The organism is Acidobacteriota bacterium (assembly GCA_016712445.1).
Classification (GTDB): Bacteria; Pseudomonadota; Alphaproteobacteria; order Caulobacterales; family Hyphomonadaceae; genus Hyphomonas.
Map to the genome: position 1 here is coordinate 1289656 of JADJRB010000001.1, position 20772 is coordinate 1310427.

Genomic DNA, 20772 nt, shown 5'->3' on the forward strand with positions numbered 1-20772 from the left:
TTCTCGGAGGAACACGCGCCATGAAATACGGCCAGTATTGCCCGATCTCGTCGGCCGCCGAAATTCTCGGCGAGAAGTGGACCATCCTGATCATCCGGGAACTGCTGATGGGCGGGCGCCGGTTCAGCGCGCTGCAGCGCGGTCTCGGCGACATTTCACCCGCCTTGCTCACCACGCGGCTGAAGTCACTTGAAGAGCAAGGCATGTTGGTGAGGCGCAAGATCCCCGGCCAGAAAGGCTTCGAATACCACCCGACCGCCGCCTGCCAATCGCTGCTCCCGGTGCTGATCGCGATCGGCGAATGGGGCATCATCTGGACCAGGGAGACGATGCTGGATGCGGATTTCGATGTGGAGCTGCTGATGCTCTACATGGAGCGCAGCATCGATCCGTCCAAGCTGATCGGCGACGAGAGCGTCATCCGGTTCAGGTTCTCCGACCTTGAGGCCCAGAAGGATTTCTGGCTGCTCGTGAAGGACGACCAGGTCGACCTGTGCGTCACGCCGCCGGGCCGGGATGTGGATGTCTATTTCAACTGCACCGTCCGTACGATGTACGAGGTCTGGATGGGCGACAAGACGTTCAAGGACGTGCTGCGCACCGGCGAGATGAATGTGCAGGGTGATCCGGCCCTGCTGCGCAACATCACGGCCTGGCTTCGCCCGGGCGCCTTCGCGGCTTCGCCCCGCGTCCAGATAGCGGGCAACTGATCCGGGCCCGGCAGGTTGTGCTCGATCGGGCGAACGCAACAAGTACGGATGGGCGCTCGCAGATAATTCCGTTCACAGACAAGGCGATGAATAATAATCAGGCCCCGCCAATCCGGCAGGGTCCGCGCCGGGCGTAGACTGCGCCGCTGATGACCGAACGGCCCTGTCCCCATTTCTGGTATCCGATTGCGAACCTGATCCTCGCTCTGCGGGGGCTGCTGCGCGCCGCGCGGCCGGAGACGTTCCGGCACATCGCGCTCGATGCCCGCGCGCAGCTAGCGGCGCTGACGGCGATGGTGCGCCGCTACCTCCATGTGCTTGCCGCGGCCCTCCGCCTGCCGCCTGCGCCACCGCTTCCTCCGCTTCCGGACATTCCGGATCAAAGGCAAGGCGGCCCCGGCGCAGGCCGCTACCGTTTTCCTGTCATCGAGCGCCCCGCGCGCCGCAGCTGCGCCAGTGCCGGGGAGGACGACGCGGAGATGCAACTTGCCCTCCTGCTTGAGGCCGTCCAGCGCCTCGCCGAGGTGATGGCCAATCCGGCGCCGCATGCGCTGCGCCTTGCGCGTCGCCTGCGCCGGTTCACCGGCGAGGCCTTGCGCGAACTTCCTGTCCCCTGGCACGTCATCCGCCGCATCCATCCGGCGGTCGATGTGCTGCTCATCCGCCTCGACGCGGCCGCCCGCCCGGAAGCCTGGGCGGGGATTGATACGTCATGACCCGGTCAGGATTTCGGCCGCCCCGCCTTCTCGTCAATCCCGCTGGTGCCTTGCCGGGCTTCCAGCGCCGCCGCCACATCATCAAGGCTCACGCCGCGCGACCGGAGCGCCACGAACACATGGTAGAGCACATCCGCCGCCTCGCTCGCGACCCGCTCGTCGCTCTCGCGCCGCACGGCCTCGGCCAGCTCGCCGCCTTCCTCCGCCACTTTCGCCGCGCAGGCATCCGGCCCCTTTGCCAGCAGTTTTGCCGTCCAGCTCTTGCCGGCATCGCCGTCTGCGGCGCGCGCGTCGATGGTTTGCGCAAGGTGCGCCAGCGCGGCGCCAAGGCGGGCAGGGGAGGCAAGGTCGGTCATCGGGCGTCTCCTTCTCGCGGCGTCATAGCGCTCCCGCCGCCGGGCGTCACGCGCCAACGCTTGACGGACGCCGGGGAAGGGCGCCAGCTTGCTGTCAAAGTTTCCGGAGGAAAGACCATGAAAGACCGCGTTACAATCACGATGCTCGACGACGGCGTCGCCGATGTCCGGCTCGTTCGCACGGACAAGATGAATGCCCTCGACCCCGCCATGTTCGCCGGCATCGCCGAAGCGATCGGCGTGCTCAAGGAAACCAAGGGCCTGCGCGTCGTTGTCCTGTCCGGCGAAGGCCGCGCCTTCTGCGCCGGGCTCGATCTTTCCTCCCTCGGCCAGCCGGGCGACGGCAAGAAGCAGGGCGAAGGCGCCACCGGCAGTCTCGGCAGCCGCAGCCACGGCATCGCCAACCTCGCCCAGTACGTTGCCTGGGGCTGGCGGGAACTTCCGGTTCCGGTCATCGCCGCCGTGCACGGCATCGCCTTTGGCGGCGGCTTCCAGATCATGTCGGGCGCCGACATCCGCATCATCCATCCCGACACACGCTGCGCCATCATGGAGATGAAATGGGGCCTTGTGCCCGACATGGCGGGTTTCCCGCTCTGGCGAGGCAATGTCCGCGACGATGTGATCCGTGAACTGACCTACACGAACCGCGAGTTCAAAGGCGCCGAAGCCCACGCCTTCGGCTTTGCCACCAAGGTCTCCGACACGCCGCTCGAAGACGCCCTCTGGCTCGCCAAGCTGATGGCCGGCAAACACCCCGCGGCCATGCGCGGCGCCAAGAAGCTCTGCAACGCCATGGCCGAGGCGAGCGATGCCGAACTGCTTGCCCTTGAAAGCAGCGAACAACTGAAAGTCATGCGCACCCCGAACCAGCTGGAAGCCGTGATGGCCGAAATGCAGAAACGCCGCGCGGTGTTTGCCGACTAGCTAAAGCGTTCTAACCGGCGCGCCGGCCGCAGCAAGGGCTGCGCGCGCCTCGGCAAGGGTTGCTTCGCCGAAATGGAAGATCGACGCGGCAAGCACAGCGCTCGCGCCGCCTTCCAGGACGGCGGGGGCAAAGTCATCCACACTGCCGGCGCCGCCGGAGGCGATGACCGGAATGGTGACGGCCGACGACACCGCCTTGAGGAGGGCAATGTCATAGCCTGATTTCGTGCCGTCCCGGTCCATCGACGTCAGGAGAATCTCGCCCGCCCCGCGCTTGGCGGCTTCGCGGGCGAACTCTACCGCATCGATGCCGGTGGCGTTGCGGCCACCATGCGTGAAGATTTCCCAGCGCGCGCCGGACTTGCGGGCATCGATCGCGACCACCACGCATTGCCGCCCGGCTTTTGCGGCGCAGGCCGAGATGACCGAAGGATCGGCGACCGCCGCTGAATTGATCGCGACCTTGTCGGCCCCCGCACGGAGGAGGGCGACGAGGTCTTCCGGGGTGCGCACGCCGCCGCCGACGGTGAGCGGCATGAAACAGGCCTCGGCCGTGCGGCTGACCGTTTCCAGCAAGGTGCCCCGGCCTTCATGGCTGGCCGTGATATCCAGGAAGCAGAGCTCGTCTGCGCCTTGTGCATCATAGGCGCGGGCCAGGGCGACCGGATCGCCGGCATCCTTCAGATCCACGAAATTGACGCCCTTCACGGTGCGCCCGTCTTTCACGTCGAGGCAGGGAATGATGCGCGTCTTCAGCATGCGCGCGGGTTTAGCGGCGCGGGCGAACCCGCGCTATCCCCCATCAGCCCGCTTTTTGCCGGAGCGCATCATGGTAAAGAACATAACATGAACAAACGACCTTTGTCAAGCATGAAAGCTTGTCCAGATTGCTGCGGTGCGCATGGCCGGGCGGGGGAGGGTGTGGGAAGCTATCCGGCCGAAAGAGACAAGGAGACAGATCCATGAGCCTTCTCAATCGCACCCTGCGCGCCGCTGAAGCCCTGAAGGGCGAGGACACCGCCGCCGTTCGCAACGCCGCCAGGCTGACGCCGCGGGCGCAGGAAGCTCCGCCGGCCGAAGCGGAAAGCGATCTCGCGCACGCCTTGCGCACACGCCGGATGCTGCGCACGCCGCTGTCGGAGACGCGCTGACAGCCTCCGGATCGGTGAAATTTCACCGATTGTCCGGACCCGGAATTAACCAGGCCCGGCTATGATGCCTGACGTTTCAAGATCGGGCAGATGCAGATTTCGCGGGACCTCAGGAAAGCGCTGGTTGCCGGCGCAGCGATCACGGTGTTTTCCGTGACTGCCTCGGTCGTGCCTGTGTGGATCTGGCTGCAGATCGACCCCGTGATCGATCTCGCCTCGATCTACATTTCCGCGATCGTGCTGCCTTTGCTGATCTCGCCGACCTGCGCCTTCTTCATCCTGCGGGCGCGGATGCAGGCCGAGAAGCTCGCCCGCGACAATTTCCGCCTGGCGAACCGTGACGACCTGACCGGCCTTCCGAACCGGCGGGCCTTCTTCAAGGCGGCCGAGGCGCTGGAGGCGCAGGCAGGCGCGGGCCGGGGCATGCTTTGCTGCGCGATTGCCGACATCGACTTTTTCAAGCGCGTCAACGATGCTTTCGGGCACGAGGCGGGCGACCGGGTGCTTCAGTCCGTAGGCGGAACACTTCTGGCGGCCGCGCCGGCAGGCGGCGTGGCGGCGCGCCTTGGCGGGGAGGAATTTGCCGTGGCCGGCCTGTTCCCCGATGCGCAGGCGGCGCGGGCCTATTTTGCCGCGCTGGTGGGCGCCGTGCGGGCCGCCAGCTGCGGCTATGAGGACATGCGCCTCTCGGTGACGATCAGCCTTGGCTATTGCGCGGCGGAGCCGGGCGATTCGGTGTCGATCCTGCTGTCGCGCGCCGACCAAGCGCTCTACCGCGCCAAGGCGAGCGGCAAGGACCGCGCCGAGAATGCCGACGACCTGCCGGCCGAAGCGCGCTGGGCCGCGCCGCGCCGGCCCGCCATGCCCGCCTGATCCTTCCGGAACCGGCCGGGCGGCGGCGGCGTTGCTCTGGCAGTGATCCATGAAGGAGGATTGTCCATGAGCAAGTTGATCAAGGCCGCGCTCGGCGTGGGGTTTGCCGTGCTGCTGGAACGCGGCATGCACCGCTATCTCGACAGTCGGCAACAGAAGCGCGCGATTGCCAGCGCCGCCCGCACCGGATTTGCGACGGCGCCCGCGCGCGCCCGCTAGCGGAAGAAGGCGCGCTCCACGAAGAGCGCCAGGATGAGGGCGGCCGCGAGGCCGACCGCCAGCGGCCACCACGCGGTGAGCAGCGCCGCCGCGCGCGGCACGGCCTGGTCCAGGAAGGCGAGCGCGAACATGCCGCCGACTACAAGCACCATGAGGCAGAGCCGGGGCACGGCGATCAGGACGACGAGCGCCGTCGCGGTGTAGAGGCCGGCGTCCGAGAAAAAGAACGACACCGCCATCCAAAGCAGGGCGGCGGCGAGCAGCATCAGCACGGCTGTGAGCCAGACCGCAGACGCATTCCGGTTCAGGAAGCCGGCCAGCGCGACGACGAGCGGACCGGGCGCGGGCCGGGGCGGCGGGACCTGCGGCGCGTGGATCTCATAAGGCGGGGCGTAAGGCGGCTCGACACGCATCGCCGCACTATGAAGGAAAGTATTCCTAAGTCAAGATTTGGCTGATGAAACTTTGGTGAGGGAACCTGAGTTCTGGCCCGAATGGGCATCTCGGCGCGGGCAGACCTGCTCCGCGTGTACCGCGAAACCCTTGCGGAAATTCAGTTACTAAGCGACATCGAAATCTGCCGAAGCAATTCGGCGCAGGGCATGTCTTCCAAGTGGATTCTTCCGTACTCCTTTTTCACATTCAGCTGGGTGTAGATGTTCTCCTTGATTGCCTCGATCTCAAATTTTGATGCTCCCAAAGCCGTGGCGTAAACACTCTTGATGGCGGCGGCCGGTGTTGATCGCTGCAGTATCCTCATGTTTTGGCTGTTGAAGCCGAACCCCAGAAAGACCAGCGTTGAAGCCTTATCCATCGCTTCGGTGATTTGAGCTTGGGCGGCGCTCTCTGCCAACTCGCTGTAAGTCCTGATCGAGCTAATTACTTTGCCTGATCCAGCCGCGTCGATCTGGCCAAAACCTTCAACTCTATCGTTGTGCTGATTCCATCGTAATGGCCCTAAGTATCCGTAAGGGCGCAAAATCTTTAGCTGTTGGAAGAGTCTCTCGTGGTTTGGCTCGATTGTCGCGCAGTAGCGCTTTAATCGCTCCAACAAGAATAGCTCTAGCGTGCGATCGTAGTTAAATGTGACGACAACCACGTTGGAGAACAGTTCCTCTATGTTCGTCCCGCGCAAGTTCGCGAGGCAAATCCTGACGAACGTTTCGTACCAAGTTAAATTTGCAACCGCTTCATTGATGATAGTCCTAGCGTACTGGCTCACGAAAAGAGTGCTATTCTTCTCCGCTGCTTCAATTTCGGCTGCGATAGCTAGCTTTGCAACTATTGAGACAGCGGGGTCGTTGCGCCAGTTCACATAGCTGTCGATTGATCCGTGCCCATGAATTTCGGTAGATACCTCCCGAGCAGCGCGATCGAGATCGTCATAACTGAAATCCGAGCTTGAAGCCGTATTGGCAAATCGACGGACGAAGGCTGGTGCGTCATTCAGCCCGTCTTTTAGCGCTTTTGAGATGCTATCCGTCAGCTCGATTCCTATCGGAAGTCCCGCTTCTTTGCTGGCGCCTGCGCCAATGACAAAGACAGTGCTCTTTCTGAACATCAGTCTAAAGCTCCGATAGCCTCACTCGCATCAATGTCCCCGTCATAGAGCGCGCGGCCGAGGATGGTGCCGGCTATCGGTGTGCCGGGGGCGGCGCGGAGGCGGCGGATGTCGTCGACGCTGGCGACACCGCCGCTGGCGATGATCGGTATACGGACGGCGTTCGCGAGGTCTGAGGTGAAGGCGACGTTGACGCCGGTCTTCAGGCCGTCGCGGGAGATGTCGGTGGCGATGATGGCGGCGACGCCGCAATCCTCGAAGGCGCGGGCAAGGTCGACGGCCTTCATGTCGGAGGTCTCGGCCCAGCCTTCGACGGCGACCCTGCCTTCCTTCGCGTCGATGCCGACGACGACGCGGCCGGGCAGGGCGCGGGCGGCTTCTTTCACGAGGGCGGGATCGCGCAGGGCGACGGTGCCGAGGATGACGCGGGCGATGCCGGCCTCCAGCCAGGCGTCGATCTGGGCGCGGGTGCGGATGCCGCCGCCGAGCTGGACGGGGGCGGGGGTGGATTTGAGGATGCTGGCGACGGCGGCGCGGTTGACCGGCTCGCCGGCGAAGGCGCCGTTGAGGTCGACGACGTGGAGATGGGTGAAACCGGCCGCGTGGAAGGCGGCGGCCTGCGCGCCGGGATCGGTGTTGAAGACAGTGGCCGCATCCATCTCGCCGCGCAGCAGGCGGACGCAGGCGCCGTCTTTCAGGTCGATGGCGGGATAGAGGGTGAAGGTCATGAGGCGGGGTCCGGTCTGTCCTCCCCCGCTTGCGGGGGAGGTGTCTGCGCAGCAGACGGAGGGGGGAATTTGTGGCGGGCAGCGGCCCCCTCCGACCCCTTCGGGGCCACCTCCCCCGCGAGCGGGGGAGGATGAGGCGCGCGTCGCTTCACGGGCGCCACTCCAGGAAATTGGCGAGGAGTTTGAGGCCGACTTTCTGGCTCTTTTCGGGGTGGAACTGGGTGCCGAAGAGGTTGGCCTGGGCGACGGCGGCGGCGAAGGGGTCGCCGTAGGTGCAGGCGGCGGCGACGACGGACTCTTCTTCCGGGCGGAAGACGTAGGAGTGCGTGAAATAGGCGTGGGGCTGGGGGCCGAGGCCTTCGAGCACCGGGTGCGGATGCGGGAAGGCGAGTTCGTTCCAGCCGACATGCGGCACCGGCAGGCCGGGGGCGGGCTCGAGGCCATCGACGAGGCCGTGGATCCAGCCGAGGCCGCGCGTCTCGCCGTCTTCGAGGCCGAGATCGGCCATCAGCTGCATGCCGACGCAGATGCCGAGGAAGGGGCGGGCGTGTTTCAGCACGGCGTCTTCGAGCGCGTCGACCATGCCCGGAATGGCGCGCAGGGCGCCGGCGCAGTCTGCGAAGTGGCCGACGCCGGGCAGGACGATGCGGTCTGCCCGGGCGACATCGGCGGGGGCGGCGGTGACTTCGATGTTGTGGGCGCTGCCGGCGGCGGCGGCGAGGGCACGCGCGCAGGAGTGCAGGTTGCCGGAGCCATAATCGATGAGCGCGACGCGGGACATGGGCGGCTCTTAGCGGGACAGGGCAGGCGTGGCAATTCGCGCCTGGAAAGCGTAATATGGCGGCGAGTGACCGCCAGAGGCTGACCCATGGGGACGCGCACGTCTCAGCCGGCCGGGAGCGCCGCGCCGCCGGAAGCGGCGAAGGTGTTCCTGTCGTATTCGCGCAAGGACGCCGGCTTTGCCGACGACCTGGTGGCGGGGCTGCAGGCCTGCGGGTTCGAGGCGTATATCGACCGCGAAGACATCGCGCCCGGCGAGGCCTGGGAGGCGCGGCTGTCGGGCCTGATCGCGGAGGCCGATACGGTCGTCTATGTGATCTCGCCGCATTCGGTCTCCTCGCCGCAGTGTCATTGGGAAGTGACCGAGACGCTGCGGATGTCGAAGCGGCTGTTGCCGGTGGTGTGGGAGCCGGTGGCCGAGGCGCAGATGCCGAAGGAGCTGTCGCGACTGAATTTCGTGTTCTTCGATGGTGGCAAGAGCTTTGCGCGCGGGCTGGCGGAACTGGCGGGCGCGCTGCGGGTGGATGCCGGATGGATCCGCGAGCATTCGCGCCTTGGCGGATTGGCGCGGCGGTGGGACGCGCGCGGGCGGCCGGAGGAGGCGCTGCTGCGCGGCGAGGAACTGGACGGCGCGCGGGACTGGGCGGCAGGGCGGCCGGTAAGCGCGCCGGAGCTGACTGATCTGCACTCGGATTATATCGCGGCGAGCCTCGCGGCGCGCGAGGCGGCGGAGCGGGAGGCGCGGGCGAAGCGGCGCGGCGCGGTGGTGGTGTCCATGCTCGTGGCGATCGGAATGAGTATGCTGGCGGCCGCTGCAAGCTGGCAATGGTGGCAGGCGAACCGGGCGCTTGGCCGCGCCGAGGTCGCAGAAGAAGTGGCGACCGGGGCGAGGATGCTCGCGGAGGCGGCGAAGGTGGACCTCGAAGCCGCGAATGTGCGGCTCAATGCGGACATTGCGCTTCGGGTGCCGGCGAAAGGCGCGCGGGTGGTGCTGATCGAGGGCGGATGGTTCCCGCTGGCGGCGAAGTTTTCCGGCGCGGTGGCGAAGGTCGACCGTCTGGATGCGGACGGTGCGCGGGTCGGCGTGCAGTCCGGCTTCCTGCTGGAGGGCGCGATGCTGCGCGGCGGAGATGCGGGGCGCTACCTGCTGGTGCCAGCCTTCCGGGCGCCGGCGCCGGACTATTTCCCCAATGAGTTTTCTCCGCGGGCCATCGATGCGGCGGGGGAGGGCGGGGTAGACTTCGACGGCGCGCTGACGCCGGACGCGCCGCCGCGCGTGCAGGTGGCGGTGCTCAGCGGCGAGCCGGCGGCCGGCATCGCGGTAACGTTTCCGGCGCTGGGCGAGGGCGAGGCGCTGGCGGGCGCGGAGCGGGTCTGGAAGACGCCCGCGCATCTCGGCGGTGTGGCGCCGTTCGAGCTGTGGCGGCTGGAGGGCGAGTTGCCCTTCGGGGTTCGCGCACTGACGGCAGAGGATGTCGGCTGCTCGCCGCTTGGCGGGCCGGACGATGAGGCGAACACACCGGGAAGGCCGCTCGCGCTTTATGCCATCGGTGACGCGGTGCGCGGCGGCGATACGGTGACCCTGTCGGTCTCGGCGCTGCAGGATGCGGGCGATCCCGATGCGCTCGCCTATGACCATTCGACAACGCTGGGCTCGATGGGGGCGCCGGTGTTCGACCTGGAAAGCGGGCAGGTGATCGGGGTGCACCTCGGTTCGGTGCCGGGCGAGCGGATGGACGATCCGCGCACGGGCTACGGGATTGCCCTCGCGCTGCTCGTGGAGGAGATGCGCCAGGAAATCGAGCCGGGTTCATTCGAGCCGCTCGGCCTGTTCTGCGGCGGGTGAGCCGCATGATAGCGCTTTGAGAATGACGCCGGATCATGCGATAGGGCGGCCCCATGGATCTTCTCATCTTGATTGCGCTGATCGCGCTGAACGGCGTGTTTGCGCTGTCTGAACTGGCGATTGTCTCGTCGCGCCGAACTCGCCTGCAGATGCGGGCCGACAAGGGGGACCGGGGTGCCAAGGTAGCGCTGAAGCTGCAGGAAGACCCGTCTCGGTTCCTGTCGACCGTGCAGGTGGGCATAACGCTGATCGGCATTGTGGCGGGCGCTTATGGCGCGACCGCCCTGGCGGAGGATGTCGCGCCGTGGATCGCGCGCGTCGCGCCGGGCCTGGCCAAGCAGGCCGGACTGATCGCCTTTGGCATTGTGATTGCGGCGACGACCTACCTGTCGCTGGTGATCGGCGAGCTTGTGCCGAAGCGGATCGCGATGGCGGCGCCGGAAGCGTTTGCGAGCCTCATTGCGCCGCCGATGTCATTCCTGTCCAAGGTCGCGTTCCCGATCGTGTTCGTGCTGCGCGGATCGACCGACCTGCTGCTCGGCCTGCTGGGCCTTTCGGGCGTCAAGACCGATGCGGTGACCGAGGAAGAGATCAAGTCCGTGCTCGACGAGGGGGCGGCCAGCGGCGCGATCGACGACGAAGAGCGGGTGATGATCCGCTCGGTGATGCGCCTGGCCGACCGGGACGTGCGCTCGATCATGACCTCGCGCAAGGATGTCACCTGGCTGGACATCGATGAGCCACCGGACGTGCTGCTGAAGCAGGTCGCGGAGAGCGGGCACTCGCGCTTCCCGGTCGCGAAGGACGACCTTGAGCACGTCATTGCGGTGGTGCAGACGAAGGACCTGCTGGCGGCATCGGCCGGCGTGCGGCTGCCGGATTTTGCGCAGGTCGGTCACAAGCCACTATTTGTGCCGGACACGATGACCGTGCTGAACCTGCTGGAGAAGATGCAGGCAAGCCCGGTGCAGATGGCACTGGTGATCGACGAACTGGGGCATGTCGACGGCATCGTGACGGCGGCAGACGTGTTGGGCGCCATCGCGGGCGATGTGGCTTTCTCGGATGCCGACGGCCTGTCGCGCCCGCAGAAACGCGAAGATGGTTCCTGGCTGATCGATGGGCGAATGGCGCTCGAGGATCTCGAGATTGTTCTGGGTACGGATGTCCGCGAGGAAGTGGATGCGTCCTATTCCACCGTGGCGGGCCTCGTGATCAACCACCTGCAACGCGTACCGCAGCTGTCGGACGTCATCACGTCGAATGGATGGCGGTTCGAGGTGATCGACATGGACGAGCGCCGGATCGACAAGCTGCTCGTCTCGCGCCTGCCGCTCAGGGATGACGACCCGAGCGGCTGACGCGGACGGCGCGCTCAGGCGAGCGGAATCCAGTTGCCGTGGAAGCCGGGCGGGATCCGGTGCGGGATGGTGATCGACGCAACCGGCGGCGCGGTGAAGCGGGCAGCATCAAGGATGACGAGATCGGTGGTGTCGGTGTTGGTGTCGATGACATAACCGACGAGCCAGCCTTCGTCTTCGCCCGAACTGGCGTGCGCCGGCACGAACACGAATTCGCCAGGCATCCGGCCGCGCCCGAAATCATGGACTTCGCGGGTCTTCTCGGCGAGGTCGTGCTTAAGGAGGCGCGAGTCGCCCATCCAGCTCGGATCGCCTGGCGGGAGCAGGGCGACGGCATAGGCGTAGCGGTAAGGCTGGCCGATGCGGCGTTCGTCCGGACGCGGAAACTCCTGCGGCTGATCATCCACCACCGTGCGCGTCACCTTGCGCGCGACGGGATCAATCTCGAGATTCTCGAAGGTCACCTTCGGCGCGTTGGGGCCCTTCTGCCGGTCAGCGAACATGTCGGAATGAACGGCCGCATCCATCAGCACCTTGCCGTCTTCGGTTTCGCAGGCATTGGCGGGATGGAAGATGTAGCAGGGTTCGATGGCGCACCAGATGATGTCGCTGCCCTTGCCGCCGCGGGGGAGGAGGCCGATGCGGGGGGCATGTTTGGGGTTCCAGCGATAGGGGAAGTTCTCGCCCATGATCAGGGCCATCATCGAGAAGGTGACCGGCAGGTCCATGATGATGACGTAGTTCTTCGTGATCATGCAGTCATGGATCGAGGGGCCGTCCTGAACTTCGATGGGTTCGTGGCGCGTGACGTTTCCGTTCGTATCCAGAACAGTGTGCCAGATGACGGTGGGCTCCATCGCATTGTAGCAGATGGCGTGGGTCTCGCCGGTCAGCGGATCGAGGTGGGGGTGGGCGGTGAAGCCCTTGGCGAGCAGGCCGCCGAAATCGCTGCGGGCGCGGGTTTCGAGCATGTCGGACACCTCCACCGGCAGGCCGCCTGCTTCGACGATGGCCCAGATCTTTCCGGCCATGGCGACGACGTTGGTGTTCGCGCTCTCGAAGCGGCTTTGCGGGCCGGGCACCGGCGGCTCGCCGAGCGCGGCGCTGATCTCGCGTGAGCGGACCCAGCGGTTGCGGTACCAGAGCGCCTTTCCGCCCTCCAGCCGCACACCGTGGAGCATGCCGTCGCCGGCGAACCAGTGGTGGGTGGCGGGGTTGGGCGGCGTGAACGGGTTCGGGCCATTGCGCAGGTAGACGCCATTCAGGGCCGGCGGGATGGTGCCGGTGACTTTCAGGTCGGTCAGCGTGTGCTCGGATTTAAGCGGCGTGTGGATGCCGGTGAGGTAAGGGTTCGGCTCCTTCGACTTGCGGCGGGCGCGGTTGAAGTTCGCGACTTTCAGGATGCCTTCGGTGACGACACCGCGGATGGCGGTCTCAACGGGGCTGGGCATGGCAGGGCTCCTGTGACGATGTGTGCAGGTTGAAGCGGCGGGAAAGCATGTTTACAGTGATAACATGTCCGAGAATGATAACACTGTCAACATCAATTCAGAAAAGAATCGCTATCACCACGGCGACCTGCGCGCGGCGCTGATCGAGGAAGGCCTGAAGCTGATCGATGCAGGGCCGGCCGAAGCGCTGAGCCTGCGCGAGATTGCGCGCAATGCGGGCGTTTCGGCGACGGCGGTCTACCGGCATTTCCCGGACAAGGCGGCGCTGATCGGGGCCCTGTGCCTGGAGGGGCATGCCCGGATTGCGGCGGCGTTCCGCAAGGCAATGGATTCGGCCGAGCCGGGGATAGAGGCCTTCAACGCGATGGGGCGGGCCTATGTTTCCTTCGCGCTGGACCATCCGGCGCTGTTCCGGCTGATGATGACCCAGACCGGGCGCGGACCGGTCGAGGCGCCGCCGCCGGGCGGCGGGGAAGGGGCGGACGGCATGCAGATGCTGGTCAACGCGATCGACAGCGTGTTCGGCGGTGACATGCCGGACAAGGTGCGCGAGGCGCGGCGGCTGAAGGCCTGGGCGCTGGTGCACGGCCTCGCCATGCTGATGCTGGACGGGCAGGTGCCGGCCGACCGCAGCCTGATCGGCGCAGTCGTCGACGCCCGGTTTTTATAGGCTTTTCTAGAGGCTGCCCTTGGTGCTGGCGGGTTTGCCGCCGAGGCGGGGGTCGACCGAGATGGCGGTGCGCAGGGCGCGGGCGGTGGCCTTGAAGCAGCTTTCGGCGATGTGGTGGTTGTTCTCACCGTAGATGTTCTCGACGTGAAGGCACATGCCGCCATTGCCGGCGAGGGCGTGGAAGAACTCCTTGAAGAGTTCGGTATCCATCTCGCCGAGCTTGTCGCGCCGGAAATCAACCTTCCAGATCAAATAGGGGCGCTTGCAGAGGTCCACCGAGGCGCGCGTCAGCGTCTCGTCCATCGGGATATAGGCGTGGCCAAAGCGGGTGATGCCACCGAAGTCGCCGAGGGCCTCGGCGATGGCCTGGCCGATGACGATGCCGGTATCTTCCACCGAGTGGTGGAAATCGATGTGCAGGTCGCCCTTGCAGCGCACGGTCAGGTCGATCAGCGAGTGGCGTGAGAGGCTGTCCAGCATGTGGTCGAAGAAGCCGATGCCGGTGTCGATGTCGGACTTGCCGGTGCCGTCCAGGTTAACGGTCACCGAGATGTCCGTTTCCTTGGTTTTCCGGGTGATCGTGGCGGTGCGCGTCTTGGTCATGGCTGGGCATATAGTCCGTAGGGAACATTACAGCTAGCGCATGATCTTCACAGATTCCTAAACATCTATGCCGCAGTTTGTGAGGGATTTTCCGAATCGAAGCCCGGGGCGGCGAAAGTGTGAAGCAGGAAACGGTCATCGGCCGTCTGGTCGGCAAGGCGTCCATACCGGCATTTGCCGCGATGGCCGGCGGCTTTTTGTCGATCATCCTGTTCTCGTCCGTCTTCGTCATCGGGGTCGTCTATCGCTGGGCGGCGGGGCTCGAACCGTTCAGTTTCGCAGTGCCCTATCCCATCCTGCTGGTGATGCTCATCGTGTGCGTGTCGATCTCGGCCGGGTGCTGTTTCCTTGCGGCTAAGCCCTTCCAGGCCATCTTCCAGCGCTTCACGGCCTACATGCTGACCAACCGGTTCGACGCCGAAGCGGAACTGGAAGCCCTGCAGTTTCCGGAGCTGCGGCGGCTGCGCGTGGCGACGACGCGCACGGTGCGCAAGCTGCGCCGCGAGAACGAGACGCTGCGGATGATCGCCTACCGCGACGCCCGCACGGGCTTGCCGAACGCGATCGCGCTGGAGCGGCACGTGAATGCGACGCTGCCCGAGGCGTCGTTCGAGTTTCCGGCTGCTTTCCTGCTGCTCGACATCGACCGGTTCGGGCAATTGCTGGAGCAGGTCGGCACCGCGAACGGCGAACTGTTGATCGAAGGCGCGGCCAAACGCCTGACCAAGGCGCTGGCTGACCTTGGCGACCCGGCGGCCGTGGCGCTGCGGTCGAGCATGCTGTCGGCCTTGTCGGCGGACAAGTTCGCCCTCTACCTGCCGATGGCGATCAACCGCGACCATGTCATTTCAATCGCCCGCGCAATCCGGGCGGCCTTCGCCGAGCCATTCGACCTGCCGACGCGCCAGATCACCATGTCGATCTCGGGCGGCATCGTGATGGCGCCGGAAGATGCCGAGTCGTTCGCCAAGCTGATGTCGAACGCGAAGCTGGCGGTGCGTCTCGTGCGCTCGGAGGCGCAGTCAGGCTTCCGCTTCTTCACGCCGCGCCTGACGCGCATCGTGCAAGGACGTTACCGCTTCGAGGCAGAGCTGCGCGATGCCGTCGCCAACAAGGAATTCAAGGCGGTCTTCCAGCCGAAGATCGATTTCGAGACGGGCAGGATCATGGGCGCCGAAGCGCTGGCGCGCTGGCGGCGGCCGAACGGCAAGCTGATCTCGCCGGCAACCTTCATTCCGGTGGCGGAGCAGGCCGGCCTGATCGATGCCATCGGCATGCAGATCCTGGAGGCAGCCTGCGAGGCGGCGCGCAGCTGGCAGCTTGAGGGCTTCGATCTCACGGTTGCGGTGAACGTCTCGCCGAGCCAGTTCCAGCGCAATGACCTGACGGACTCGATCATGGCAGTGCTGCGCCGGACGGGGCTGCATCCCAACCGGCTGGAACTGGAGATTACCGAGAGCATGGCGGTGAACGATCCGGCGCGCGTGGCGGAGTTCATCTCGCCGCTGCGCGCGATGGGCACGAAGCTCGCGATCGACGATTTCGGCACCGGCCATTCGAACCTCGCCACGCTGACGCAGCTGCCGTTCGACGTGTTCAAGATCGACCGCCAGTTTGTGTCGGCGCTGGAGACTGACCGGCAGGCGCCGGCGATCGTCGAGATGATCCTCGCAATGGCGGAGACGCTCGGCCTGAAGACGGTTGCCGAAGGCGTGGAGACGACGCGGCAGGCGGAATTCCTGCGCCGGCGCGGGTGCTCGATGGCGCAAGGCTTCCTCTACTCACCGGGCCTGCCCGAGACGGCGTTCCTCGACTTCCTGCGCGCCTGGCGCCCGGGGCAGGCGAGCGGCGCCGACGAGGACGCGGGCGGGCAGGAGCGTCAGGCGCCCCGCCGGTAGGTGTTGATTTCCTCGCCGTTGAACAGGGTGCTGCCCGTCTGGACATAGCCGGTCTTCTCGGCGACGCGGATCGAGCCGGTATTGCCCGGATTGATGATGCAATGGCTGACGCCGGGGCGCGTCTGGTCGAACCATCCATGGATGGCCGACACGGCCTCTGATGCGATGCCGCGGCCCCAGGCGGCCGGACCGAGCACCCAGCCACTCTCCGTACCCGGAACAAGGTTTTCGGGCAGCCCGCGCTTGAAATCGGCGAAGCCGCATTCGCCGTAGATTTCGCCGGTCGCCCGATCAGTCACGGTCCAGAAGCCGAAGCCGAGCATGTCCCACATGCCGGCGCCGCGCAGCAGTGCGAACCAGACTTCCTGCCGGGTGCGCGGCTTGCCGCCGATGAAGCGCACGACGGACAGGTCTGCCCAGAAGCCGGCGATCGGATCGAGGTCAGCCGCCTCGGCCGGGCGCAGCCGCAGGCGTTCGGTTTCGAGGATGGGGGGTGTCACGCGCCGGCCTTCATCTTGGCGAGCATGGCGCCCATGGCGGCGTGGACCGTCTGGATAGCCTTCAGGGGACGGACCATGACCTTGAAGTCGGTGATCTCGCCGGCATCGTTCCATTCTATCATGTCGACGCCGTTGACGAGGATGCCGTCCATCGTGGTCTCGAATTCCAGCACGGCGCGCTGGTCGCAGTCGAACACGCGCGTATAGCGGAAGCTGTCATTGTTCAGCGTCTGGCCGGCTGCGAGCAGGTAGGCCATGGTGATGGCCTTGCCTTGCTGCGGGGTGTGGACAACCGGGCTCTTGAACACGACGTCGTCGGCGAGGATGGCCGAAAGGCCGGCCGGGGAATGGTCGTCCAGGATCCAGTCGATCCAGGCCTGAAGGTTCCGGCTGTGACCGGCAAGCGGGATAAGATGGGCTGGCATGGTGTGTCCTCCTGCGGCGAGACTAGCGAGACTCCGAGGCGGCAACAATGGCGGCGCTTCGCGCCGCCGCGGCCGGTGTCAGGCGTAGCCGAGGAAGGACAGGATGGCCGCCAGGACGCCCCGGTCGAGACAGAGTTGGCGGTGGTCCAGGCCGCTGAAGCCTTCGACGCGTGCGCCGGGCACCGCTTCGGCCACGCGCTCGATTTCGTCGAGCGGGCAACCGAGGTCGGCGTCCGAACCGATGAAGAGCAGCTTGCCGTCATAGCCAGCGAGGGCACTGGCGAAATCGAACGCGCCGAGTTCGCCTCCGCCGGACTTCTCGACGATGGCCAGGGCGCGCGCCAGCACTTCGGGGTCGGTGCCCTGCCGGCGGTGCGATTCGGCCCAACCAAGCACCGGCGGCGCAATCAGGACCACGTAGTCGGCCTTCGCGCCGGCCTTCAGCGCGTTGGCCGTGGCAATGCAGCCAAAGGAATGAGCGATGATCGCGTCGATCGGAGCCTCGGCCGCACAGACGCTGCGAACGGACTCGCCGGCCACGTCGCCGCCATACGAGGTTGCCTTCGAGGCGCCGTGGGCAGGCAGGTCCATCAGAAGGACAGGGCGGGTGTTCGACAGGAAGTCCTGCGCGAACTGGCGCCAGATGCGGTGCGTGTCGTTCCAGCCGTGTACGAACAATGTGGCAGGGCCCGCATGGCCCCGCCAGAGCGGCGTGTCGCCGACATCGCAGCGGGCATTGGGCGGCAACATGTTCTGGCCAGGCGCGGCGCTTATCGGGCTCGGCGTGAGTTCGGCCAGCAAGGCGCGGACGTCCGGATCCATGGGGTCTGTCATACGTGCCTCCCGCGGCGCAGTGTCCTCGCCGCGGGCGGCGGCGTCAATGCGCGGGGTCAAGGGGCCTTGTCGGTGATCTCGGTGCTGACCTGGCCCCAGGCGAGGAGGGCGAAAAGGCCTGTGCCTCCAAGGATGTTGCCGCAGAGCGCGGGCAGGAGGTTCACGACGATCAGCTTTGCGGCGTTGCCCTCGCCGGTGACCACCAGCAGGAAAAGTTCGACCGAGCCGACGACCACATGCGCCATTTCGCCAAGCGCGATGATGTAGGTGAAGAGAAAGATGACCCAGAACTCGCTGCCTTCGGAGCTGGGCATCATCCAGACAACTGCGGCGATCAGGAAGCCGGCGGGGATTGCGCGGGTGAAGGTCTGGCCTGCGTCCCAGGCCGCGACGTCGCGGCTGAGATCGAGGGCGGCCGCGACGACTTCGGCGGGCAGAATGCCGCCATGCGCGAAGATGATCGCGGCCAGGAAGGTGCCGATCATGTTGGCCACGAACACGATGCCCCAGAGGCGGGATGTGCCCAGCATGGTGCGACGGCAGGGATTGGCAAACGTTGGCAGGACCGTGGTGATCGTGTTCTCGGTAAACAGCTGCAGCCGGGACAGCATGACGAGCAGGAAACCGGAGGTGTAGCCGATATTCTCGACCAGCGGGCGCCAGGGCGCGTCGGGAAGGTGGGCGCGGAACATTGCTTCGGTCATCAGCGACAGCGAGACGCCGACGCCGGCCGCGATGCCGGACCACCAGATCGAGGATTGCGGCCGCTTGAGTTCGCTCTCGCCTTCCTGCCGGATGATTTCGTAGACAACCCGCGATTTCAGGCGCGTCAGTTCGCGCGCCTCGACCTGCTCCTCGGCGGAGATGTGGGTGTCAGCTTCGTCTTCGGGTGCGGGGCCGTTGTCGCTCATCGCGATAAACAACCCCTGGCGGCCGAGATGGATGCGTCGGGCGGCTTATCCCGCGTAGGCGGCGGCGAGGTCCGGGTCCTTGGCGGCGACGAGATCGGCGAGGTCGGAGATGACCTTGGCCTGTTTCCAGGTGGCGTCGTCCTGCATCTTGCCGTCAAGCATGGCCACGCCTGTTCCGTCGGGCATGGCGGCGAGGATGCGCCGAGCGAACTTCACTTCGTCCGGGTCCGGAGAGAAGACGCGCTTGGCAATGGCGATCTGGTTGGGGTGGAGCGACCAGGCGCCGGCGCAGCCGAGGAGGAAGGCGTTGCGGAATTGTTGTTCGCAGGCATCGAGATCGGAGATGTCACCGAAGGGGCCGTAGAAGGCGTTGATGCCGGCCATGCGGCAGGCGTCCACGAGGCGGGCGATTGTATAGTGCCAGAGATCCTGCTGGGCATTGGCGCGCGGGGCGCCGTCTGCATGCGGATCCTCGAGGACGCGGTAGAAGGGGTGGCCGCCGCCGACGCGGGTGGTTTTCATCTTGCGGCTGGCGGCGAGGTCTGCGGGGCCGAGCGAGATGCCCTGCATGCGGGGGGAGGCGAGGGCGATCTCCTCGACTCGGGCGACGCCTTCGGCCGTTTCGAGAATGGCGTGGAAGAGTATCGGGCGGGAGAGACCGGCCTTGGCTTCAAGCTGGGCAACGAACTGGTCTGCGTAGTGAATGTCCCACGGGCCTTCGACCTTCGGCAGCATGATGACATCAAGCTGGTGACCGGCCTTGAGGACGAGATCGGTCACGTCATCGAGGAACCAGGGGGAATTGAGGCAGTTCACGCGGGCCCAGAAGCCGGTGCCGGATTTTTGCCAGTCCAGCATGTTTCCGATCTCGACGGCGCCGGCGCGCGCGGCGTCCTTGGCATCGGCCGGGATGGCGTCTTCAAGGTTTGCCAGGATGACATCGGCCTGCTTGGCCATGTCCGGCACTTTCGGGCGGATCTTCTCGTTATGGCCGGGGACAAAATGGATCATCCGTTCGAGGCGCACGGGCAGGTCGCGGAGCGGGTCCGGCGCGCCGATGGCGAGGGGCTTGAAGAAATTGCGCGGCGTTTTCTGAGACATCTGGCCCCTCCGTTTGGCGCAGAGGATTAGGACCCATGCTGCAGCGCGTCAAATGGAGAAGCCGGGCGGGGGAACAGGGGCGGAGCCTGCGCGTTCGTCTGGCATCCCCAAATCAATGAGGCCTGCCCATGTCGTTCCTGATGATCCTGCTGACCATCCTGCTGCCGCCGCTGCCCGTGCTCCTGAAGGAAGGGCTCGGCCTGCATTTCCTGCTCAACGTGTTGCTGACGCTGATCGGCTGGTTGCCGGGCGTCATCCACGCATTCTGGATCCAGACGCGCGGCGGCGCAGCGGCCGCCGGCTAGGCTGCGTCAGAGGCGACGTTCTGGTCGATGCGGATCTCGGCGGCGATTGCGCGCCGGTAGATCACGACCGCGAGCACCACGACAACGAGCGCCGCGATCCCTTCGCCGCCGATGATGATGTTCTGGCTGGCGTGCAGTTCCGACAGGATCGCCCAAGTGGACGTTCCGAGGAAGATGGCGGCGATTTCGATCAGGAGAAGCGTGGCAACGAGGGCTCTGAGGACGCGGCCCATGCGGTATATCCATCGGCAAACACCAGCACGCGCTGGCACTGCGCCGCTTGTATCGCACCTGCGGGCGGGCGCGCAATCTGGATTTCTCAGACCGTCAGGGCCGGGTGAAGGTATAGGCGTTGCGCTCGACGGTCGGATTTGCATCTCCAAAATCCACGGATTTCGCCATGTCGAACTGTGTTTCTGAGAGGCTGTAGGTATGGCGGCAGGTCGCCGGCCGGTCGTCGTCCTCGCAGGCCCCCTCGGTCACGAAGACGAGCTGGCCGCCTGTCTTGCTGCGGGAGATGATCGGATCGCCGTCAATTTGCCGGCCGTCGGTCGAGATTTCCAGCGCGGACGACCCGTCAGCCTTGGGCTCGTCGGGGTAGCGCAGGAAGAGGTCGAGCCCGCCGGCAGTGCGGGTCACTTCAAGGGTCGTGCGCAGCGTCACCAGGCCATACGGCGGGCTGTAGTCGCGGTAGGTCAGCGTGCCGGTCCAGCCCTCACCGAGGATCAGGGCCGTGTCGGCTTCGGTAATCACGGGGGCCAAAGGAGCAGGGACCGATGCACAGGCAGCGAGGGCGAGCAGGCTGAGGGCGGCATATTTCATGAGCAGTTCCTTCCGGGAATGCAC

The 20772-nt window shown here is 65.9% G+C and carries 26 protein-coding genes; 11 read left to right on the forward strand and 15 right to left on the reverse strand.

All coding sequences use genetic code 11. The features are described from left to right. Positions 1–20 precede the first annotated feature (20 nt). Positions 21–710, forward strand: a complete 690-nt coding sequence (locus IPK75_06710) for a transcriptional regulator (GenBank protein ID MBK8198044.1) — start codon at positions 21–23, stop codon at positions 708–710. A gap of 149 nt (positions 711–859) precedes the next feature. Next, positions 860–1426, forward strand: coding sequence for a hypothetical protein (locus tag IPK75_06715; GenBank protein MBK8198045.1), 567 nt, complete (start codon positions 860–862; stop codon positions 1424–1426). A gap of 5 nt (positions 1427–1431) precedes the next feature. On the opposite strand, the gene hisE is transcribed toward IPK75_06715, so the two are convergent. Further along, the gene (gene hisE / locus IPK75_06720) at positions 1432–1782 is read right to left on the reverse strand and encodes a phosphoribosyl-ATP diphosphatase (GenBank protein ID MBK8198046.1); all 351 of its coding nucleotides are present in this window, start codon (positions 1780–1782) and stop codon (positions 1432–1434) included. A 117-nt stretch (positions 1783–1899) separates the two neighbouring features. Here hisE and IPK75_06725 point away from each other — a divergent pair, with 117 nt between their 5' ends. Then, positions 1900–2709, forward strand: a complete 810-nt coding sequence (locus IPK75_06725) for a crotonase/enoyl-CoA hydratase family protein (protein MBK8198047.1) — start codon at positions 1900–1902, stop codon at positions 2707–2709. Here the strand turns inward: IPK75_06725 and hisF are convergent, their stop codons facing one another. Next, positions 2710–3468 (reverse strand): imidazole glycerol phosphate synthase subunit HisF, encoded by a 759-nt coding sequence (gene hisF / locus IPK75_06730; GenBank protein MBK8198048.1) that lies wholly within the window; start codon positions 3466–3468, stop codon positions 2710–2712. Between the two features lie 203 nt (positions 3469–3671). Between hisF and IPK75_06735 the strand changes: the two genes are divergently transcribed. The 3 genes from IPK75_06735 to IPK75_06745 all read left to right on the forward strand — a co-directional run bounded on the left by IPK75_06735 (position 3672) and on the right by IPK75_06745 (position 4952). Continuing rightward, complete coding sequence (locus tag IPK75_06735) at positions 3672–3860, forward strand: hypothetical protein (protein MBK8198049.1); 189 nt, start codon at positions 3672–3674, stop codon at positions 3858–3860. 90 nt (positions 3861–3950) lie between these two features. After that, positions 3951–4733, forward strand: a complete 783-nt coding sequence (locus IPK75_06740; protein ID MBK8198050.1) for a GGDEF domain-containing protein — start codon at positions 3951–3953, stop codon at positions 4731–4733. A 66-nt stretch (positions 4734–4799) separates the two neighbouring features. Then, a complete protein-coding gene (locus IPK75_06745; protein MBK8198051.1) occupies positions 4800–4952 on the forward strand; it encodes a hypothetical protein in 153 nt (50 codons plus the stop codon). On the opposite strand, the gene IPK75_06750 is transcribed toward IPK75_06745, so the two are convergent. From IPK75_06750 to hisH, 4 genes are all read right to left on the reverse strand, one after another. Then, a complete protein-coding gene (locus tag IPK75_06750) occupies positions 4949–5365 on the reverse strand; it encodes a hypothetical protein (protein MBK8198052.1) in 417 nt (138 codons plus the stop codon). The two genes, IPK75_06745 and IPK75_06750, sit on opposite strands and share 4 nt — an antisense overlap. Before the next feature lie 140 nt (positions 5366–5505). Then, on the reverse strand, positions 5506–6513 hold the full coding sequence (locus IPK75_06755) for an SIR2 family protein (protein ID MBK8198053.1): 1008 nt from the start codon (positions 6511–6513) through the stop codon (positions 5506–5508). After that, the gene (gene hisA, locus IPK75_06760) at positions 6513–7241 is read right to left on the reverse strand and encodes a 1-(5-phosphoribosyl)-5-[(5-phosphoribosylamino)methylideneamino]imidazole-4-carboxamide isomerase (protein MBK8198054.1); all 729 of its coding nucleotides are present in this window, start codon (positions 7239–7241) and stop codon (positions 6513–6515) included. The genes IPK75_06755 and hisA overlap by 1 nt, the downstream gene beginning before the upstream one ends. Positions 7242–7389: 148 nt before the next feature. After that, positions 7390–8022 (reverse strand): imidazole glycerol phosphate synthase subunit HisH, encoded by a 633-nt coding sequence (gene hisH, locus IPK75_06765; GenBank protein MBK8198055.1) that lies wholly within the window; start codon positions 8020–8022, stop codon positions 7390–7392. An 87-nt stretch (positions 8023–8109) separates the two neighbouring features. On the opposite strand from hisH, the gene IPK75_06770 reads away from it, so the two are divergent. After that, on the forward strand, positions 8110–9867 hold the full coding sequence (locus IPK75_06770; GenBank protein ID MBK8198056.1) for a toll/interleukin-1 receptor domain-containing protein: 1758 nt from the start codon (positions 8110–8112) through the stop codon (positions 9865–9867). A gap of 53 nt (positions 9868–9920) precedes the next feature. Next, a complete protein-coding gene (locus IPK75_06775) occupies positions 9921–11228 on the forward strand; it encodes an HlyC/CorC family transporter (GenBank protein MBK8198057.1) in 1308 nt (435 codons plus the stop codon). A 14-nt stretch (positions 11229–11242) separates the two neighbouring features. Here IPK75_06775 and IPK75_06780 read toward each other — a convergent pair whose 3' ends face one another. Further along, the gene (locus IPK75_06780) at positions 11243–12679 is read right to left on the reverse strand and encodes a carotenoid oxygenase family protein (GenBank protein MBK8198058.1); all 1437 of its coding nucleotides are present in this window, start codon (positions 12677–12679) and stop codon (positions 11243–11245) included. Positions 12680–12743: 64 nt separating this feature from the next. Between IPK75_06780 and IPK75_06785 the strand changes: the two genes are divergently transcribed. After that, positions 12744–13349 carry a TetR/AcrR family transcriptional regulator gene (locus IPK75_06785; GenBank protein ID MBK8198059.1) on the forward strand — a complete coding sequence of 202 codons (606 nt, stop codon included), beginning with the start codon at positions 12744–12746 and terminating at the stop codon, positions 13347–13349. Between the two features lie 6 nt (positions 13350–13355). Here the strand turns inward: IPK75_06785 and hisB are convergent, their stop codons facing one another. Next, positions 13356–13952 carry an imidazoleglycerol-phosphate dehydratase HisB gene (gene hisB / locus IPK75_06790; protein ID MBK8198060.1) on the reverse strand — a complete coding sequence of 199 codons (597 nt, stop codon included), beginning with the start codon at positions 13950–13952 and terminating at the stop codon, positions 13356–13358. Between the two features lie 119 nt (positions 13953–14071). Between hisB and IPK75_06795 the strand changes: the two genes are divergently transcribed. Further along, a complete protein-coding gene (locus tag IPK75_06795) occupies positions 14072–15850 on the forward strand; it encodes an EAL domain-containing protein (GenBank protein ID MBK8198061.1) in 1779 nt (592 codons plus the stop codon). Here IPK75_06795 and IPK75_06800 read toward each other — a convergent pair. The 5 genes from IPK75_06800 to IPK75_06820 form a co-directional block, all read right to left on the reverse strand. Next, the gene (locus tag IPK75_06800) at positions 15832–16464 is read right to left on the reverse strand and encodes a GNAT family N-acetyltransferase (GenBank protein ID MBK8198062.1); all 633 of its coding nucleotides are present in this window, start codon (positions 16462–16464) and stop codon (positions 15832–15834) included. The genes IPK75_06795 and IPK75_06800 overlap by 19 nt on opposite strands. Continuing rightward, positions 16347–16775, reverse strand: coding sequence for a nuclear transport factor 2 family protein (locus IPK75_06805; protein ID MBK8198063.1), 429 nt, complete (start codon positions 16773–16775; stop codon positions 16347–16349). Before IPK75_06805 ends, IPK75_06800 begins: the two co-directional genes overlap by 118 nt. A gap of 78 nt (positions 16776–16853) precedes the next feature. Then, positions 16854–17609, reverse strand: coding sequence for an alpha/beta hydrolase (locus tag IPK75_06810; GenBank protein MBK8198064.1), 756 nt, complete (start codon positions 17607–17609; stop codon positions 16854–16856). Between the two features lie 56 nt (positions 17610–17665). After that, the gene (locus IPK75_06815) at positions 17666–18520 is read right to left on the reverse strand and encodes a formate/nitrite transporter family protein (protein MBK8198065.1); all 855 of its coding nucleotides are present in this window, start codon (positions 18518–18520) and stop codon (positions 17666–17668) included. 45 nt (positions 18521–18565) lie between these two features. Beyond that, the gene (locus tag IPK75_06820) at positions 18566–19621 is read right to left on the reverse strand and encodes a CoA ester lyase (protein ID MBK8198066.1); all 1056 of its coding nucleotides are present in this window, start codon (positions 19619–19621) and stop codon (positions 18566–18568) included. A gap of 128 nt (positions 19622–19749) precedes the next feature. Between IPK75_06820 and IPK75_06825 the strand changes: the two genes are divergently transcribed. After that, positions 19750–19926: a YqaE/Pmp3 family membrane protein gene (locus tag IPK75_06825; protein ID MBK8198067.1), complete on the forward strand. Its 177-nt coding sequence runs from the start codon at positions 19750–19752 to the stop codon at positions 19924–19926. On the opposite strand, the gene IPK75_06830 is transcribed toward IPK75_06825, so the two are convergent. Both IPK75_06830 and IPK75_06835 read right to left on the reverse strand, forming a co-directional pair. After that, entirely contained in the window at positions 19923–20159 is a 237-nt protein-coding gene (locus IPK75_06830) for a hypothetical protein (protein MBK8198068.1), read from the reverse strand. The two genes, IPK75_06825 and IPK75_06830, sit on opposite strands and share 4 nt — an antisense overlap. Before the next feature lie 94 nt (positions 20160–20253). Further along, complete coding sequence (locus tag IPK75_06835; GenBank protein MBK8198069.1) at positions 20254–20748, reverse strand: hypothetical protein; 495 nt, start codon at positions 20746–20748, stop codon at positions 20254–20256. Positions 20749–20772 lie beyond the last annotated feature (24 nt).

What these genes read in the sequence shown, in the direction of transcription:
- IPK75_06750 (MBK8198052.1), bottom strand. Translation starts at nt 5,365, where the DNA reads ATGCGTGTCGAGCCGCCTTACGCCCCGCCTTATGAGATCCACGCGCCG.
- hisB (MBK8198060.1), bottom strand. Translation starts at nt 13,952, where the DNA reads ATGACCAAGACGCGCACCGCCACGATCACCCGGAAAACCAAGGAAACG.
- IPK75_06775 (MBK8198057.1), top strand. Translation starts at nt 9,921, where the DNA reads ATGGATCTTCTCATCTTGATTGCGCTGATCGCGCTGAACGGCGTGTTT.
- IPK75_06785 (MBK8198059.1), top strand. Translation starts at nt 12,744, where the DNA reads ATGTCCGAGAATGATAACACTGTCAACATCAATTCAGAAAAGAATCGC.
- IPK75_06770 (MBK8198056.1), top strand. Translation starts at nt 8,110, where the DNA reads ATGGGGACGCGCACGTCTCAGCCGGCCGGGAGCGCCGCGCCGCCGGAA.
- IPK75_06810 (MBK8198064.1), bottom strand. Translation starts at nt 17,609, where the DNA reads ATGACAGACCCCATGGATCCGGACGTCCGCGCCTTGCTGGCCGAACTC.
- IPK75_06755 (MBK8198053.1), bottom strand. Translation starts at nt 6,513, where the DNA reads ATGTTCAGAAAGAGCACTGTCTTTGTCATTGGCGCAGGCGCCAGCAAA.
- IPK75_06800 (MBK8198062.1), bottom strand. Translation starts at nt 16,464, where the DNA reads ATGGAACGATGCCGGCGAGATCACCGACTTCAAGGTCATGGTCCGTCC.
- hisH (MBK8198055.1), bottom strand. Translation starts at nt 8,022, where the DNA reads ATGTCCCGCGTCGCGCTCATCGATTATGGCTCCGGCAACCTGCACTCC.
- IPK75_06735 (MBK8198049.1), top strand. Translation starts at nt 3,672, where the DNA reads ATGAGCCTTCTCAATCGCACCCTGCGCGCCGCTGAAGCCCTGAAGGGC.
- IPK75_06820 (MBK8198066.1), bottom strand. Translation starts at nt 19,621, where the DNA reads ATGTCTCAGAAAACGCCGCGCAATTTCTTCAAGCCCCTCGCCATCGGC.
- hisF (MBK8198048.1), bottom strand. Translation starts at nt 3,468, where the DNA reads ATGCTGAAGACGCGCATCATTCCCTGCCTCGACGTGAAAGACGGGCGC.
- hisE (MBK8198046.1), bottom strand. Translation starts at nt 1,782, where the DNA reads ATGACCGACCTTGCCTCCCCTGCCCGCCTTGGCGCCGCGCTGGCGCAC.
- IPK75_06815 (MBK8198065.1), bottom strand. Translation starts at nt 18,520, where the DNA reads ATGAGCGACAACGGCCCCGCACCCGAAGACGAAGCTGACACCCACATC.
- IPK75_06725 (MBK8198047.1), top strand. Translation starts at nt 1,900, where the DNA reads ATGAAAGACCGCGTTACAATCACGATGCTCGACGACGGCGTCGCCGAT.
- IPK75_06780 (MBK8198058.1), bottom strand. Translation starts at nt 12,679, where the DNA reads ATGCCCAGCCCCGTTGAGACCGCCATCCGCGGTGTCGTCACCGAAGGC.
- IPK75_06830 (MBK8198068.1), bottom strand. Translation starts at nt 20,159, where the DNA reads ATGGGCCGCGTCCTCAGAGCCCTCGTTGCCACGCTTCTCCTGATCGAA.
- IPK75_06835 (MBK8198069.1), bottom strand. Translation starts at nt 20,748, where the DNA reads ATGAAATATGCCGCCCTCAGCCTGCTCGCCCTCGCTGCCTGTGCATCG.
- IPK75_06805 (MBK8198063.1), bottom strand. Translation starts at nt 16,775, where the DNA reads ATGCCAGCCCATCTTATCCCGCTTGCCGGTCACAGCCGGAACCTTCAG.
- IPK75_06825 (MBK8198067.1), top strand. Translation starts at nt 19,750, where the DNA reads ATGTCGTTCCTGATGATCCTGCTGACCATCCTGCTGCCGCCGCTGCCC.
- hisA (MBK8198054.1), bottom strand. Translation starts at nt 7,241, where the DNA reads ATGACCTTCACCCTCTATCCCGCCATCGACCTGAAAGACGGCGCCTGC.
- IPK75_06710 (MBK8198044.1), top strand. Translation starts at nt 21, where the DNA reads ATGAAATACGGCCAGTATTGCCCGATCTCGTCGGCCGCCGAAATTCTC.
- IPK75_06745 (MBK8198051.1), top strand. Translation starts at nt 4,800, where the DNA reads ATGAGCAAGTTGATCAAGGCCGCGCTCGGCGTGGGGTTTGCCGTGCTG.
- IPK75_06715 (MBK8198045.1), top strand. Translation starts at nt 860, where the DNA reads ATGACCGAACGGCCCTGTCCCCATTTCTGGTATCCGATTGCGAACCTG.
- IPK75_06740 (MBK8198050.1), top strand. Translation starts at nt 3,951, where the DNA reads ATGCAGATTTCGCGGGACCTCAGGAAAGCGCTGGTTGCCGGCGCAGCG.